This window comes from Embleya sp. NPDC056575 (genome assembly GCF_042793325.1).
In the GTDB taxonomy this organism is placed as follows: Bacteria; Actinomycetota; Actinomycetes; order Streptomycetales; family Streptomycetaceae; genus Embleya.
The window spans coordinates 85,095-99,947 of the sequence record NZ_JBHTVA010000006.1 but is presented as its reverse complement, the minus strand read 5'-3'; the positions used below and the strand labels follow the sequence as shown (position 1 = coordinate 99,947).

The window sequence follows — 14,853 nt, the reverse complement described above, 5'->3', positions numbered from 1 at the left end:
TCGCGATACGGCCTCGCCGCAGAGATGTCGGCTGCCGGTGGACGACGTGCCGGCGGCGCCGCGCGGCCGGGACTCCCGACGAGAGGATGGCGGTACTCCATGAGGTTTCGTGTGTTCGGCAAGGCGTCGTCGGTCGCCCTGACCGTCCTGGCCGCGGGCACGTCGGCGCGGGTTGCGTCGTCCGTCCAGGAGGGGCGCGACCCCATCGGCTTCTACGTGCAGCGAGGGTATTCACGCGGGTCGTTCCAGGGCGAGGTCACGTGGACGGGCGACGGCTCCTACGCGATCAGCGGATACCTGAGCGTGAACTGCCAGGCGACCTCGCGTACGACGGCGTGGATCCAGCACGGTGGGGTGAGCCAGTCCTGGAAGGACTCCGAAGAGGTCGGCTGCAGCGGCGTGGGTACCTCCGAGTCGAAGGGCATCCACGTCACCGGCAGGCTGACCAGGCACGAGAAGCTGAACATCCGCCTGGGTACCTGGCAGTCCAGCTTCCCCGCCGGCACCTGGGAGCACAGCGCCAAGTACGAGGCCGACATCTTCTCCTGAGCGAGGTCACCGGCCGGCGGGCGTTCCTCGCCCCCGATCCACGGACGTCAGGCCACGACCGCGGCGCCCGGGGACCCGGACGGGCCATCAGAGGCTTCGCGTGAATCCGGCCGGGGTAGCGGGTCGACACGTCCGGGTCGCGGCGAGGTCTTCGTGCGCGTGCCGCCCCTCACACGTGCGAACGGATGGCCCGCTCCGACCCGGACCCTGGAACACGTTGCGCTGAACTGCCGGCCTGCCCGCACCGCCCTGCGGCTGGGCCGAACCCCCAGCAGGTCCAGGACCAGTGTCCGGTCGCGATCCACCGGACGATCGGGACGACCGGACCGATCAGGGGAATGACCACGACGGGAATCGCGGCCGCCACCACGCAGCAGACGAGACCCTCGGCTCCGCTGTCCGACACACCTTCCACGCCGGACATCCGGCGAACGACCGGCGAACGGAACACCCTCCTGTCACCCGCCGCAGGTCGGAGGTGGTCCAACTATCCGAACCGGTGGTGAACGACATCGGGGTGTCGACGTCGGCGAGCGCCTGGTCCCGCTCCTCGTGGTCCGCGTCGTCGATGCCGGCGGGTTCGGCGGGCGCGAAATCGACGAGCGTGAGCAGGTCGAGTTGACGCGGCCCGTCGACGTCGGGTGCCTCGGCCGCGACGGCGAGGACACGGATGTCGCCGCTCTCGAATCGCAGGGTGACGTAGTCGATGTCAGCGTCCCGATACCGAATCGGCCGGACGGAGACGATGCGCCGATCCAGAACAGCTCATGGGGAAGTCCGGAGGATCGTCCTCCACGATGACGTGACCGTACTCGTCCAGGTCGTGGGGTTCGTGGGGTTTGTGGGGTTCGTCGATCCGCAGGTCCAGGTCCTATCCCAGGGTGTGGAAGCGAACGGGGCCGAGGTCGTCCAAGTGCAACCACATGTGCAGTAGGGACGGTTCGGTGTCCGGGTAGTGGTGCCAGGACGTCGTGACCCGCAGGAGCCGGCGGCCGATCGGGTCCTGGGCGTTGATCATTCGTGGGCGGGGGGTGCTCGATCGGGCCCTGCAGGGGCGCGACCCCGACCATCCGTACCGGGAATGGGGTGCCGCCGCGGAGGCCTGGCTCCAGCTTCTGTCGAAGGGGTGCAGCAACACGTACTGGTGGAAGGGCGGTGACGTCGATCCGACCGCAGACCACGTGAAGACATTCGTCGTCGTCGAACCGGCGGGCACCGACCGGCCCATCGTCATGACCGAGAAACCCTACCCCCACGGTCCCTTCGAGGGCTTCTACATGAAGGACCTCCCCGGCCGGGCCGACCGAACGAGCGAATGGACCGTCGCGGACGCGCACTGGGACGACGTACAGATGGACCTCGCACAAGCGCACGTCGAGCGCCGACTGCTCTTCCACATCAAGGGAGTTGGCGGCTACCACGCCGGCGACTACGTCGTGGGCTCCGACGACGGCTCCGGCGGGCACGTACGCGTGACCGGCGAGTGCGACCACAAACGCTACTGGTGGACACTCGTTGCCGACCACGACGGCGCCGGCCCCGGGTTCCTCGTGGCACCGGTACAGAAGAACAGTGGATACGTCAGCACGAACACCGGCCTCATGGGTTACAACCCGGTGATGTACGACGACGGCTACACCGGCTGGGCCGACGTGTATCCGCAGAACTGTCGCCGCTGGCGCTTCGTCGGGATCTCGTAGACGCCGACTCGCAACCGCGTCGAGGTCACCGTCTCCTCCCCGTCGGGCACGGACGACCCCGGGGCACCGGCGGCCTGGATCCGGCGCTCGAAGCGGCGCCTGGCACGATCGTCGCCCTCGGCCATCAACAGCTCGGACAGGAAGCCGAGATAGGACATCTGCCCACGGGCGGCGCTCTCGGCGATCTCGGGAAACCGGGAGCGGATGGTGGGCAGCCGCAACATCCGGCATGCCTGGTCGACGGCGGCGGTGGCGGCCTGCTCGGTGAGTCCTCGCCGGCGGGGGGGTCACGGCTTGTCTCCTTCAGGGGTCGGGCGGTCCCGTCGGCGGCGTCGCAGTAGCCGGTCGTAGTGGGCCACCGAGGGCAGCGGCCTGGTGTCGGGCGGAGGCTGGGCCTGGCGCCGCTCGGCGAGCGAGAACACCGCTGCCCGGTTCATGGTGGGCGTTTCCGGTTTCATCGCGGCTGTTGTGCCGGCCTCGGCAGCTTTGCGGGCCTCCAGCGCGACGGCGTCCCAGGTAAGCGCGCCTGAGCGAAGAGCCGCAGCGAGGCCGGCAACGAGGTGTTCATGGGGCAGATGGCGGCCCGGGTCCCTGGCTCTCCCACCCACATCGACACCGCATCGCACAACACCGCACGATCGGAATGCGCCCGAGTGCGCCACAACGCTCCACGAGCGTGCGTGCGATGCGACGCGGTGCGCCGACGCGGTGGGCACCTCGCGCTCGAGGCTACTCGTGATACCAGGGGGTGATGGTGCCGGAGTCGCTGATCGCCGTCCAGCCGACCTCTGCCGTGGTGTCCGACGGCAGGGCGTAGGACACGGTGCCGCCCAGCGGGGGGATCAGCGCGGATTCGCCGATGTCGAGAGTGTCTTCTCCCACGGACAGGCTCGCAAGGGTGACGAAAAATGGGGTCGGGTTGGTGAGTGTCAGCTTGCCGTCTTCCTGGCTGATGGACAGCCGGCCCGGAGCCGCGGCCGGGTCGCCGGCCAGACCCGTCGGCCGATGGAAGAGCGGAATCGTCAGCGTGGTCGCTGCCTGATCCGAGCGCATGGACGGAACGACCTTGGCGTTGAACCGGAACAAGGCCTCGCGGTCTGCGGGCACGTCGCTGCCCTTGACGTGCACCCTGCGGACCACCACCGCCTGCTCCGTGGCTTCGTTGAGCCTGACCACGGACGGGGTCGAGGCGAAGGGCACCTTCGCATCGCCCTGCCGGTCCGAGACGAACGTCTGGACCACAACCGGCTCATCACCGGTGTTGCGGACTACAACCGCCGCCTGTCGCGGATCGACGGACGCATCGAAGAGCACACGGGAGGTCGTAAGGACGACAGCCACAGGTGTCTCCAGGTAAGTGAACGGACTTCGTCAGACTACTGAGCTCTGCGGATCCGATTGTGTTGTTCATCGCGTCGGGGCGGTTGTTGCGAGGAAGCCGTTGAGGAGCGCAGGGCGATGTCGGATGTCCCGCGGGCCTTGGCGGGCGGCCGGTTCCGGCTCGGTGACGAACGCGTGATCCTCCGGCATCACACACCGGTGATCAGCGGTGGCCGCACCCGTCTTCGCACCAAGCCGTGCCGGCCGAATCACGACCTCTGGTCGGGGCACTACCGGGGCTACTCGCCGACCATGGTGAAGCTGAGGACCATGACCTGCTCATATTTCGGCGGGAAGCCCTGGGTCAGGCGCATCAACGACTTCGCGTCGACGTCGATGTCCTCGGTGGCCGCGGGGTCGGCGACGATGAGCGAGGAGGTGACGTTGTTGAAGTCGTCCCCCACATAGTCGGTGGACGAGGTGAGGAGCTTGGACCTGCCCGTGAAATTCGGGTCCTCGTACAAACAGACCGTCCAGCCGTCCGGCACCCGGACCGAACTGATGGTGTCCTCCCCCTCCTTCAACTCACTCGCGTCGTATGCTCCCGGCTTCAGGGTCTGGCTGCGACCTCGATAGCCGCGCTCGGTGTGGACGGTGACGTTCCTGTCAGCCACGGAATACTCCTCGGTGGGCGTGATCGACACTGGCAGAGCGGACGGGACCCGCCCCGTTCCGACAAGCATCGCCGTGACCCCGGGTTGTCGTCGGCAGAACATGCGTACAAGCGACACTATTGGCCCGTAAGGAGTACGGCCCAGCCGGAGAACCCGACTCCGTCGACGCGGACAAAGAGACGTGGCCTCGCCTCGAACGGTCCGACGAACCGGATCATCCGAGACGAGGCGCCCCCATGAACCACTCCTCGCGGGGGTCCCAGACCCTGGTCGCCGCCCGGTCGAGCATTCGCCGTATGGGCTCCGTGTCGCCCAGGTTGGGCACCGCGAGGGAGTTGATGCCCGTCTCCCAGGTCGTCCCGAGCACGGCGACGGTGCCGACCAAGGAGAGCATTGCGAACTCCGGGCGTCCGACTCGTGAGCCGAGCAGGTGCTCGCGGTGGCCGTGCCCGCTCATGCCCAGGCAAATCGCGCAAGCGGCGCCCACGATGTCCCAGTCGTCGAGCAGGCGGACCCGGCGCCAGACGGAACGCCGGTGTCGGGAGACCGCGTTCGCGCTGTAGAGGTTGACGGGAAGGGCGAGCAGGAACCCACGGTCGGTGCCGAAGAGGCCCGACGACGTGGCCCAAACGCATTCGGCGCCCCGCGGGCAGGAGCCTCGCCGCGCGGCCACGCCTTCGGACGAACGGCGCGCTGCGACGAACACCACCCTCGACGCCCCGGTCGGCTTCTCGGCCCCGGCCCGCCGACCGCCCGGGCCCGCGGTGGTCGAGGCCGGGGCGGCAGCGCCGCCGGTGCCGGGCGGGCCGAGGCCGAGGCGCACCCGCGAGCAGGCGTGGGCGGCTGCGGATCTCCACCTTCCCGTTCCCGTCGGGCAGCGTCACCCACACGGCGATGGAGCCGTCCCGGTCGACCTGGACGTACCCGCGCTCGCCGACCTGGCGCTGCGCCGCAGCGCGCCGGTCGGTCCAGGAGGTGTCCGCGAGTCGGTCGCCGGTCTCCAGGTCCACCACGGCTTCCTCGCCCGTCGCCGTGCCGACGTACAGGCTCAGGGGGTCCCGTCCGAAGACGGCGAGCAGGTGGTTGCCTCCCAGCCGGCCGCGGTTGCGCGGCTCGTCGGTACGGCGGGCTTTGCGGGCTTGGGCGGCGCGGGTGCGTGCCTGTTGCCAGAGCCTGGCCCGCTCCGGCGGGACCCGGCACGCGGACAGCAGTTCGTCCAACGGACCGGCCTGGGGGATCGCACCGGCCCGCCAGTTCGCGATGCCGTTCTCCGCGATGCCCGCGGCCCTCGCCGGCGAAGCCCCCGATCGTGTGCGCAGCGTCTCGTCCAGCAGCGCCCCCAACGCCGCGGTGAAATCCTCCGGTGTGGCCACGTCCTCCGGGTCCCCCACCACACGCCCCTCCCCCGGTGTTGCGCCGCACCTTGCGCCCCGACCCCGCCCCCCGAGCCTGGAACCACACCCGCGCCCCCACCTGCGATTCCCCCAACCTGCCCAGATGCGGCGCGACTTCACGCAGGATGCACGGACCTGCGGCGGCGCCCGCCTATCAAGGAAGGACCGGAGGCACCCAGCCCATTCCTGAGCCGGAACACGGGCAGGAGCCCGTGCCGGCCCCACCCCTGTCGCGGCGCCGACGACATGTCGTCGCACTGCTCGGCCTGCTCCTGGCCGCCGCAGCCGCGGGCGTCGGCGACGAGATCGGGCACCGCCTGGTCGCCCTCGTCCCCGACGCCGTCCGCGCCCTCGTCGGGTGACCCGGCCCGCAGTCGGTCAGACGAGGTCGGCGGAGCTGCTGTCGTCCCAGCCGTCCGCATCCCCGGGGGGTCTGAGCGACATCTCCGCCACAGCCGACGGCACGGTGTGGGGGGTCAACAGTCGCAACCAGATCTACCGGTACCACGGCGACCAGGATGCGTGAACCCGTGGAAGGCATCGACGGCAGTCTGGTCCGCATCGACGCGGGCTCCCGCACGAGCGTGTGGGGGGTGGACTCCGCCGGCGCCGTCTACCGGTACACCAACTACGACGCCAGCGGCACCAACCCGTGGATCAAGATCCCCGGCACCGCCACCGACGTCGCAGCCGGCGCCGACGGCAACGCGTGGCACGTCAACAGCGCCGGCGACATCTTCCGATACACCGGCGACCAGCCCAGCCGACCCTGCCTCTCCAAAGCGTGCGTACTCCCGGCCGAGATGGTTGGGGCCCGCACCGGTGTCCGGGTAGTGTCGGTCCCGAGCCGGTGGGCGGGAACGACGGCTGTACAGGGTGCGCGCGGTCTGTGAGGAGTCGAAAGGCTGCCGGCCGAAGGACCTGAGGATGTCGACCGGCGAGGCCGTGTCGGGGGTCAAGAGGCCGGGGGCATGGCGGCCTGCTTCAGGATGTCGTCGCCGCTGTCGCTGTACCAGCCGGCGACCAGGTAGCTCAGCTTGCCGTCGGGGAGGGCGGGCTCCCCGACGGGATGGACCAGGGAGTCGTGGACGGAAAAGACATCCTGGCTGTAGGGCTCATACGCGGCGAACGTCGGCAGCCCGGGGCCGACCGCGGTGAGGAACACTCGCTCCGCGGGATGGCTTGGTTTGATCCACGAACCGGCCCTCTGGTCGAGCCCCCGCTCACTTGCGTCGGTCCCGGTCGAGCTGTCGTACACCGTGAGGCTCTCGGTGCTGCCACGCGCTCCGTCCGGACCTCCGTTCTCCAGGGAGGGGTGTGACCGAGATACTCGGGATCGCCCGAGCCATCACGGATAGACCGGAAACCACTCACACAGGCCCTGACCTGCACAGATACCGAACCGCTGCTGGAGTATCAGATGCGCCGCCACAGGAACGTGTAGTTCGGCGGCTCCCACCCGGGTCGGGACAGGTGGGCCACGAGGCAGCGGTAGGTCGAGCCACCGTAGGTGACCTGGTCGCCCACCGCGTAGTTGACGCCGGCCTTCCACGCGCGGCCGGTGGGCGGGGTCGTCGGCGGTGTGCCGCTGATGTCGAGCACGAAGTCGAAGGACGCCTCGCGTCCCGAGCCCACCTGACGAACCGTCATCAGCAGCCGGGGGTCGAAGATCGTGTCGGTGTTGTTGCGCGGTTCGTTCGGGAAGTACGTCTGGGTGGTGAGGATCGGTTTGTTCGGCGCCTGGACCTTCACGTGCAGGTGGCGGGTGCGACCCGGGTACAGACCGGGCACGATCGTGGTGAGCGTGTACGCGCCCTGTGCGTTGGTGAACTGGTGGCCGCGGAAGGCGAACCCGTAGTTGTCGTACGTCCCGTTGGTGTCCGCCTGCCAGAAGTCCAGCAGCACGTTGGCGAGTGGCTGGCACTGCCGACCGAAGACGAAGCCGGTCACGGTGAGGGGGATGCCCGGGGTGCTCGACGTCGCGAGTACCGTGCGCAGCGGCGAGTTGGGCTTGAAGTACGGCCCCTCCGTCTGCTCGATGGTGGGTGCGTCGCCGTCGTGGCAGAACGGCGTCGGCGCCAGATCGGCACCCGAGTCGCGGGCGGAGCGGGCCAGTGCGGGGACGCCGCCGATCAGGAACGGCAGCGGCGCCGCCACGATCGCGGCCTTCAACAGGTTCTTTCGGGTGATGCCGCGCGATGCGGTTTCCTCCGGTCCTTCGCTGTACGGCGTGTCGATGTCCGTGTCGTCGATGTCCACGTCGACCTTCCTCGTCGGCGGCGGGCACGGGCGCGTCGGTTCGACGGCGTCGACTCACACCGACACCGAGGTCACCGCCCGCGATCGGTTCGAACCTATGCGGGCGGATGGGGTGGGTCGATACACAGAACACCGCCGTCGTAGTACTTTGCGCGGATGTCTTCGAGATGGTCCCTCGAGGGGCGACGCGTACGTACGGCTCCACGAGGAGGATTCCGCTTCCCGCAGTCACCGCGCAGAACTTGGGCTCCGTCGCTCTGGGCCAAGGGGTCGGATCATGGCCGCCGAGGTCTTCATGCGTCACACTCTCTCCCATTGTGCGTACTCCGATTGCCCTTCGAAATTACGCGACGATCCCTATCGTCCACATATCATTCGGGCGTGATCGAAAACATCAGTTCTCCGGAGATTTCCCGGGTGGCCGACGTCGCCGGGCGATATCTGCCGAGTCGACGCGAACTGCTGCGTACCAAGGCCGTGTTCGGTGTCGCAGGTTTTGCCGGTGTGCTCGCGGGAGGCCATGCCCACGCGGTCGATTCTCCATCGGGGTCGGCAATTCCTCGATACGTTCGGCACCATCACCCGCGTTCTTCACGGCCGATGGCAGGCGCACTCGATCCCTCGTCCGTACCGAAGTACCGAACACCACTTTTCCTTCTCGGTGAAATGCCCTGCGACGGCCGAAACTCCTACCGCATCGCGATCCGTCAGTTCCGGCAGCAGATCCTGCCGATCGGAATGCCGGCCACTACGGTCTGGGTTACGGGGCCGCGGGCGACCGGGATTCCTTCCATACGCCGGGCCCGACCATCGAAACCCGGGTGGATCGGCCGATCTCCGTGACTTGGGTCAACGACCTCGTCACGTCGCGCGAACTGCATCTGCCTCATCTGTGCGCCGTGGATCCCACGCTGCACTGGGCGAACCCTCCGGGCGGAACGGCCGGGCGCGACTCGCGGCCCACGTTCTCGACCACTCCCGGGCCGTACACGGGGCCGGTGCCCGTCGTGACGCACCTGCACGGTGGACACAGCCGGGAAGAGAGCGACGGATACCCCGAAGCCTGGTATCTGCCGAAGGCTCGTGACATTCCTCGCGAATACGCTCGCGTGGGCACCTACTACGAGCGGTTCGCCGAGCGGTTCCGGGACCGCTACGGCGTCCGCCGGCGCCCGCGGTCGGCGACGTTCGTGTACGACAACGATCAGCGTCCCGCAATGCTCTGGTACCACGATCACACCCTGGGAATGACGCGGGCGAACGTCTACGCGGGCCTCGCGGGCGTCTATCTGCTGCGTGGTGGATCCGCCGATCTCCCCTCGGGGGTACTTCCCGGGCCGGCGCCGGGACGAGACGGTGCCCGAGGAGGTCACGGCGTCCGTTCCCACGAGATCCCCCTGGTGGTTCAGGACAAGTCCTTCACCGCCGACGGGTCGGTGTTCTTCCGCGGCAGCCGCGGATACTTCGGGGACACCCCACCCGGAGGTCCGTGGATCCCCCACACCGACGTTCCACCCATCTGGAACCCGGAGTTCTTCGGCACGACGATGGTCGTCAACGGCAACACCTGGGGTCCTCGACCGCCAAGCGATCGGGGGCGGCCCGTTGTCGCCCCCGCAGCCGGGTGAAGGCGGATACAAGGACACCGTGATCGCACTGCCCAATCGCATCACCCGCGTCAAGGTTCGCTTCCACATCGCGGGACGGTATGTCTGGCACTGCCACATCACGGACCATGAGGACAACGAAATGATGCGACCGCTGCAGGTGCTCGACGAAAACGGCCATTGAGGTTCTCGAGGACGTGCGAACAGACGGGGACCCGCTCTGCAGGCCGAGCGCGCACGAATCGACCAGGGAATCACCCTCCAACGGCTACGGGCCTCCGGCAGGGGAACCGACGGCGCGGTGCGATTGGCGTCCGCGCACGTCGGAGGGGAACTCACCCTGGCGGAAGCCATGCCGGCCGGCGATTGAGCAGGGTGGTCAGGCGGCGGTGGATGGGGCGTTCGACCAGGATGGTCAGGAGCCAGCCGAGCAGCACTCCGGTGGTGATCAGCGCCGGGACCTGGCCCCAGGGTCCGACACCTCGGGCGTGGAGGCGGCCCATGACGACGTAGCCGAGCGATTGGTGCATGAGGTAGACGCCGTAGCCGATTCCGGCGAACCAGCGTACGAACGGGTGGAGGACCGCCGGGATCGCGCGGTCCCAGTCGGGACCGACGGCTGCGGCCCACACCGCCGCGGTGAGCAGCGCGACGCCCACGGTCGTGCCCGTTTCCCGGGTCTGCGTCAGGTGCGCGGCGAGCCCCACCACCACGAGCGCGACGCCGTGGCCTCGCCGCACCCGCCGGGTCGCCACGAGATGGATGGCGACCCCGATGACGAAGAGGTGGATGCGATGCCAGCCCAACCCGTCGTGGAACATCCGGAACGGTTCGTGGGAAGTGTGCAGCCGAATGGGTAGGAGCAACATCTCGGTCACCAGCACGCCCCACAACAACACCGGAGTCGCCGGCCTGCGACGGCCGGCGCAGGCCACGAGCAACACGGCGGTGAAGGCCGACAGTTGCACGGGCAGGGTCCAGTAGGACGCGTCCACGTACGGGGTGGCGTCGGGGATCCACGGCCACACCATCAGCATGTTCAGGGCGGTGTCGGACCAGGACGGATACCACCACCCGGCGGGGGAAGCGATCCGCATCAGCAACGTCGTCACCGGCACCGCCACCCAGAACGCGGGGAGCAGCCGACACACTCGCCCCACCCACCAGCGCAGCGCCGGACGACGGTGTACGCACACGGCGGCGAAGTAGCCGGAGACGATCAACAGCGTGCTCGCCCCGACGGCGTACGGGAACTCGACGGCGGGCGTGCCCAGTTCCGGATGGAAATGGGTGGCCATGAACGTGCTGTGATACAGCATCACCAGCAGTGCGGTCGCCGCCCGGAGTACGTCCCAGCTGAGCCTGCGGTTCGTGCTCGGCCGGTCGGCGGGACACATGGACGAGGACTCCCGAGGGTGATCCGGGTGTTGCGGCGGCAGGACGAAGCGAACGCACGGCGGTGACACCGTGTGGCGCCCCTCGTGGGCCGCCGTGGGAGGTGGATTCGGGCGCGGCGTCGGGACGCCCCGGCCTCGGGCTACTCGACCACCGGGTCGGGGTCGCCGTCCCGGGCCGGCGCCGGTTCCACGGAGCGTGCGGTGGCGCGTGCGGCGAGGCGGGCGCCGATCGCCTCGCTGTAACGCGCGGTGAGCGGGCCGGCGACGACGAGGATCAGGACATAGGCGGTGGCCAGCGGACCCAGTTGTGGTTCGGTGCCCGCGGTGACGGCCAGGCCCGCGATGACGATCGAGAACTCGCCCCGGGCGACCAGGGCGCCGCCGGCACGCCATCGACCCTTGACACCGATTCCGGCCCGCCCGGCGGCCCAGTACCCGGTGGCGACCTTGGTCCCCGCAGTGATCACCGCCAGGGCGAGGGCGGGCGCCAGCACCGGCGGAATGCCGGTCGGGTCGGTGTGCAGGCCGAAGAAGACGAAGAAGACGGCACCGAACAGGTCGCGCAGCGGACTGAGCAAGGTGTGCGCGCCCTCGGCGGCCTCGCCCGACAGCGCTATGCCCACCAGGAACGCCCCGACGGCCGCGGACACTTGGAGTTGCTGTGCGACGCCGGCGACGAGGAGGGTCAGCCCCAGCACCACGAGCAGCAGCTTCTCGGGATCGTCGCTGGAGACGAAGCGGGAGATGAGCCGACCGAACCGGACCGCGACGAACAGGACCAGCCCCGCCGCGCCCAGCGCGACCGCCAGGGTCAGTCCGCCGGTGACCAGACCGACTCCGGCGACCAGCGCGGTCACGATGGGCAGGTAGACCGCCATCGCGAGGTCTTCCAGCACCAGGATGCTCAGGATCACCGGAGTCTCCCGGTTGCCGACCCATCCCTGGTCGCCCAACACCTTGGCGATCACCCCGGACGAGGATATCCAGGTCACCCCGGCCAACACGACGGCGGCGACCGGGCCCCAACCGAGGAGCAGTGCGGCCGCGGCCCCCGGCAGCGCGTTCAACGCGAAGTCGACCAGCCCGGAGGGGTATTGCGTCTTGAGGTTGGTCACCAGGTCGGTCGCCGTGTACTCCAGGCCGAGCATCAACAGGAGCAGGATGACGCCGATCTCGGCGCCGATGGCGACGAACTCCTCGCTGGCACCGAGCGGCAACAGCCCGCCCCTGCCGAACGCGAGACCGGCGAGCAGATACAGCGGTATGGGGGAGAACCGCAACCGCCCGGCGATTCTGCCCAGCACACCGAGCACCAGGATGATGGCGCCGAACTCGATCAGGAAGACCGCGGAATCCACGCACTCACTCCCGGCCCAGGATCACCGCGGCCGCCTCGACGCCCTCGCGGGTGCCGATCACGATCAGGGTGTCGCCACCGGCGAGACGAAAGTCCGGCGCCGGGGCGGGAATCGCCCCGGCCCGGCGCAGCACCGCCACGATCGAGACACCGGTGGCGGTGCGCATCCGGGTGTCCCCCAGCGGGCGCCCGTTCCAATGACTGTGCGCGGACAGTTCGACTCGTTCGGCGACCAACCCCAGATCGGTGGTGTGCAGGATGGTGGGGCTGTGATGCGCGGGCATCAGCGCGTCGATCAGCGACGCGCTCTCCGCGCCGCTCAATCGCACGGACTGCGCGCAGGCGTCCGGGTCGTCGGAGCGGTATACGTTGACCGTCCGACTCCCGTCCCGGTGGGCGACCACCGACAGACGGCGCCGCTCGCGCGTGGTCAGGTCGTAGCGGACGCCGATGCCGGGCAGCGGAGTCGAACTCATCCGCGGGACGGGCACGGGTAACTCCCTTGCAGAAGATGTCGGGCGCCGCGGGCGTCAATGGGCGTCGTGGGCGCGGTGCGGGCGACCGAAACGCCGGGGCGGCGCGGGGTCGTTGTACGAATCGACGCGACGAGCCATACCGGCAGCGGTGTGCCTCGCCGGTCCGACATAGTGCCACCTGCGATGCATGCGGCGATATGGGTGTCGTCACGGATGGACGAACGCCGCCGTGTTCGATCAGACTGCTCCGGGGATCTCGGACCTTCCGCAGGTCACAGGGCCAAGAGCGCGCTTCCTACGACAACGAGGGACGCGGCGGAAACCGGGGGTGGACACTCGTGTCGCTGTTCTGGCGCATCTTCCTGCTGAACGGCGCCGTTCTGATCCTCGCCGCGACCCTGCTGCTCGGTCCGGTGACCGTTTCCACCCCGGTCCACCTCGGCCAGGCACTGGTCATCGCCGCCGGACTCGCCGCGATGCTGCTCGCCAACGCCGCGATCCTGAGGATCGCCCTGTCGCCCCTGCAACGCCTGTCCCGTGCCATGACCACCGCCGACCTGCTGCATCCGGGCACCCGCTCGCGCGTCACCGGCCCCGGCGAGATCGCCGAACTGATCACCACCTTCAACACCATGCTCGACCGCTTGGAAAACGAGCGCGCCACCAGCAGCGCACGCATTCTCTGCGCCCAGGAAGCCGAACGTCGACGCATCGCCCAGGAACTCCACGACGAAGTGGGCCAAACCCTCACAGGTGTGCTCCTGCAACTCAAACACACCGCCGACCACGCTCCCGCGCCGCTGCGCGAGGACCTGCACCTGGCCCAGGAGACCACCCGCGCCGGTCTCGACGAGATCCGGCGCATCGCGCGCCGCCTACGCCCAGGCGTACTGGAGGACCTCGGCCTGGCGAGCGCCCTGCGCGCCTTGGCCGCCGAGATCGACACACCGCGGCTGAGGGTCCGCCACCACCTCGGACCGGACCTGCCCGTGCTGGATCCGGAGACCGAACTCGTGGTCTACCGCGTCGCCCAGGAGAGCCTGACCAACGTCGCCCGCCATGCCGTCGCCGACCGTGCGGACGTGCACCTGCACGCGTCGGACACCGGGGTCGAACTGGTGATCCGCGACAACGGCAAGGGAATCGAAGGCGCACCGGAGGGCGCGGGCATCGCCGGCATGCGCGAGCGCGCCCTGCTGATCGGCGCGGAACTCAGCGTGCGAACCGGACCCGCAGGCGGCACGGAGATCCGCCTGGACGCACCCTCCGACGTCGTGGAGGGTGCGCCGTGACCGGCCCCACCCGCATCCTGCTGGCCGACGACCACGCGCTGGTGCGCCGAGGCGTCAGGCTCATCCTCGACGGCGAACCCGACCTCGCCGTGGTGGCCGAGGTCGACAACGGAGCGGAAGCGGTGGCCCGGCTCCGCACTCGCGACGTCGACCTGGCCATCCTCGACATCGCCATGCCGCGGATGACGGGGTTGCAGGCGGCCCGCGAACTCGCCCGCAGGCAGCCGGATCTGCGGATCCTGCTGCTGACGATGTACGACAACGAGCAGTACTTCTTCGAGGCACTCCGAGTCGGTGCGAGCGGCTACGTGCTCAAGTCCGTCGCCGACCGCGACCTCGTCGAGGCGTGCCACGCGGCCATGCGCGGGGAGTCGTTCATCTACCCGGGTGCCGTCACCGCGCTGGTCCGCGACTACCTGGAGCGCGCCCGGCAGGGCGGGCGCCTGCCGGCCCGACTGATCACGAACCGGGAGGAAGAGGTCCTGAAGCTCGTCGCCGAGGGCCACACCTCGAAGGAGATCGCCGACCTCCTGGTGATCAGCGCCAAGACGGTCGAGCGCCACCGCGCGAACATGCTGCAGAAACTCGGCCTTCGCGATCGCCTCGAACTGACCCGATACGCGATCCGCGCGGGACTGATCGAACCCTGACCGTCCGCGAGGCGCAACCGCCGAGACCGACTCCGCTCACCACCGCCCCACGCGTGTGACTGTCCCGTCGCGAAGAGGTCGGCCCGGTCATGCCGTTGTGAGTTGCGTGGGCCTGGTTGGATGACACGTGACGGCTGCGTCGTCCACGTGTGCGCGTCACGGCCTTGAAGGTGGTGTT

General features: G+C 69.2%; 19 protein-coding genes and 1 pseudogene. 9 read left to right on the top strand and 11 right to left on the bottom strand.

Annotation, left to right across the window (positions count from 1 at the left end):
* The first annotated feature begins 99 nt into the window (after window positions 1–99).
* Window positions 100–549: a hypothetical protein gene (locus tag ACFRCG_RS06525; protein WP_380029414.1), complete on the top strand. Its 450-nt coding sequence runs from the start codon at window positions 100–102 to the stop codon at window positions 547–549.
* Between the two features lie 871 nt (window positions 550–1,420).
* Here the strand turns inward: ACFRCG_RS06525 and ACFRCG_RS06520 are convergent.
* Window positions 1,421–1,567, bottom strand: a complete 147-nt coding sequence (locus tag ACFRCG_RS06520; protein WP_380029412.1) for a hypothetical protein — start codon at window positions 1,565–1,567, stop codon at window positions 1,421–1,423.
* Window positions 1,568–1,580: 13 nt separating this feature from the next.
* Here ACFRCG_RS06520 and ACFRCG_RS06515 point away from each other — a divergent pair, with 13 nt between their 5' ends.
* Entirely contained in the window at window positions 1,581–2,249 is a 669-nt protein-coding gene (locus ACFRCG_RS06515) for a hypothetical protein (protein ID WP_380029410.1), read from the top strand.
* A gap of 59 nt (window positions 2,250–2,308) precedes the next feature.
* Here the strand turns inward: ACFRCG_RS06515 and ACFRCG_RS06510 are convergent.
* From ACFRCG_RS06510 to ACFRCG_RS06490, 5 genes and pseudogenes are all read right to left on the bottom strand, one after another.
* A pseudogene (locus tag ACFRCG_RS06510) lies at window positions 2,309–2,533 on the bottom strand (ATP-binding protein); the annotation flags it as partial.
* A gap of 3 nt (window positions 2,534–2,536) precedes the next feature.
* A complete protein-coding gene (locus ACFRCG_RS06505) occupies window positions 2,537–2,707 on the bottom strand; it encodes a hypothetical protein (RefSeq protein WP_380029408.1) in 171 nt (56 codons plus the stop codon).
* A 271-nt stretch (window positions 2,708–2,978) separates the two neighbouring features.
* Window positions 2,979–3,590 (bottom strand): molecular chaperone, encoded by a 612-nt coding sequence (locus tag ACFRCG_RS06500; RefSeq protein ID WP_380029406.1) that lies wholly within the window; start codon window positions 3,588–3,590, stop codon window positions 2,979–2,981.
* A 278-nt stretch (window positions 3,591–3,868) separates the two neighbouring features.
* Complete coding sequence (locus tag ACFRCG_RS06495; RefSeq protein WP_160161748.1) at window positions 3,869–4,243, bottom strand: peptidase inhibitor family I36 protein; 375 nt, start codon at window positions 4,241–4,243, stop codon at window positions 3,869–3,871.
* Window positions 4,244–4,457: 214 nt separating this feature from the next.
* Window positions 4,458–4,916, bottom strand: coding sequence for a hypothetical protein (locus ACFRCG_RS06490; protein WP_380029404.1), 459 nt, complete (start codon window positions 4,914–4,916; stop codon window positions 4,458–4,460).
* A 933-nt stretch (window positions 4,917–5,849) separates the two neighbouring features.
* Between ACFRCG_RS06490 and ACFRCG_RS06485 the strand changes: the two genes are divergently transcribed.
* A complete protein-coding gene (locus tag ACFRCG_RS06485; RefSeq protein WP_380029402.1) occupies window positions 5,850–5,999 on the top strand; it encodes a hypothetical protein in 150 nt (49 codons plus the stop codon).
* Between the two features lie 156 nt (window positions 6,000–6,155).
* Complete coding sequence (locus tag ACFRCG_RS06480) at window positions 6,156–6,530, top strand: tectonin domain-containing protein (protein WP_380029400.1); 375 nt, start codon at window positions 6,156–6,158, stop codon at window positions 6,528–6,530.
* Between the two features lie 62 nt (window positions 6,531–6,592).
* Here ACFRCG_RS06480 and ACFRCG_RS06475 read toward each other — a convergent pair whose 3' ends face one another.
* Window positions 6,593–6,802 (bottom strand): hypothetical protein, encoded by a 210-nt coding sequence (locus ACFRCG_RS06475; RefSeq protein WP_380029398.1) that lies wholly within the window; start codon window positions 6,800–6,802, stop codon window positions 6,593–6,595.
* A gap of 251 nt (window positions 6,803–7,053) precedes the next feature.
* Window positions 7,054–7,890, bottom strand: a complete 837-nt coding sequence (locus ACFRCG_RS06470) for a carbohydrate-binding protein (protein ID WP_380029651.1) — start codon at window positions 7,888–7,890, stop codon at window positions 7,054–7,056.
* A gap of 387 nt (window positions 7,891–8,277) precedes the next feature.
* Here ACFRCG_RS06470 and ACFRCG_RS06465 point away from each other — a divergent pair, with 387 nt between their 5' ends.
* From ACFRCG_RS06465 to ACFRCG_RS06455, 3 genes are read left to right on the top strand one after another with little or no spacing between them, the layout of a single operon-like run.
* Window positions 8,278–8,739 carry a hypothetical protein gene (locus ACFRCG_RS06465; RefSeq protein WP_380029396.1) on the top strand — a complete coding sequence of 154 codons (462 nt, stop codon included), beginning with the start codon at window positions 8,278–8,280 and terminating at the stop codon, window positions 8,737–8,739.
* Window positions 8,736–9,524 (top strand): hypothetical protein, encoded by a 789-nt coding sequence (locus ACFRCG_RS06460; RefSeq protein WP_380029394.1) that lies wholly within the window; start codon window positions 8,736–8,738, stop codon window positions 9,522–9,524. Before ACFRCG_RS06465 ends, ACFRCG_RS06460 begins: the two co-directional genes overlap by 4 nt.
* On the top strand, window positions 9,502–9,687 hold the full coding sequence (locus tag ACFRCG_RS06455) for a multicopper oxidase domain-containing protein (protein WP_380029392.1): 186 nt from the start codon (window positions 9,502–9,504) through the stop codon (window positions 9,685–9,687). Before ACFRCG_RS06460 ends, ACFRCG_RS06455 begins: the two co-directional genes overlap by 23 nt.
* A gap of 151 nt (window positions 9,688–9,838) precedes the next feature.
* On the opposite strand, the gene ACFRCG_RS06450 is transcribed toward ACFRCG_RS06455, so the two are convergent.
* The 3 genes from ACFRCG_RS06450 to ACFRCG_RS06440 form a co-directional block, all read right to left on the bottom strand.
* Window positions 9,839–10,900 (bottom strand): acyltransferase family protein, encoded by a 1,062-nt coding sequence (locus tag ACFRCG_RS06450; RefSeq protein WP_380029390.1) that lies wholly within the window; start codon window positions 10,898–10,900, stop codon window positions 9,839–9,841.
* 140 nt (window positions 10,901–11,040) lie between these two features.
* A complete protein-coding gene (locus ACFRCG_RS06445; RefSeq protein ID WP_380029388.1) occupies window positions 11,041–12,258 on the bottom strand; it encodes a cation:proton antiporter in 1,218 nt (405 codons plus the stop codon).
* Between the two features lie 4 nt (window positions 12,259–12,262).
* A complete protein-coding gene (locus tag ACFRCG_RS06440; protein ID WP_126642345.1) occupies window positions 12,263–12,733 on the bottom strand; it encodes a cation:proton antiporter regulatory subunit in 471 nt (156 codons plus the stop codon).
* A 338-nt stretch (window positions 12,734–13,071) separates the two neighbouring features.
* Here ACFRCG_RS06440 and ACFRCG_RS06435 point away from each other — a divergent pair, with 338 nt between their 5' ends.
* Entirely contained in the window at window positions 13,072–14,025 is a 954-nt protein-coding gene (locus ACFRCG_RS06435; protein WP_380029386.1) for a HAMP domain-containing sensor histidine kinase, read from the top strand.
* On the top strand, window positions 14,022–14,675 hold the full coding sequence (locus ACFRCG_RS06430; RefSeq protein ID WP_380029384.1) for a response regulator: 654 nt from the start codon (window positions 14,022–14,024) through the stop codon (window positions 14,673–14,675). Before ACFRCG_RS06435 ends, ACFRCG_RS06430 begins: the two co-directional genes overlap by 4 nt.
* Window positions 14,676–14,853: the final 178 nt, after the last annotated feature.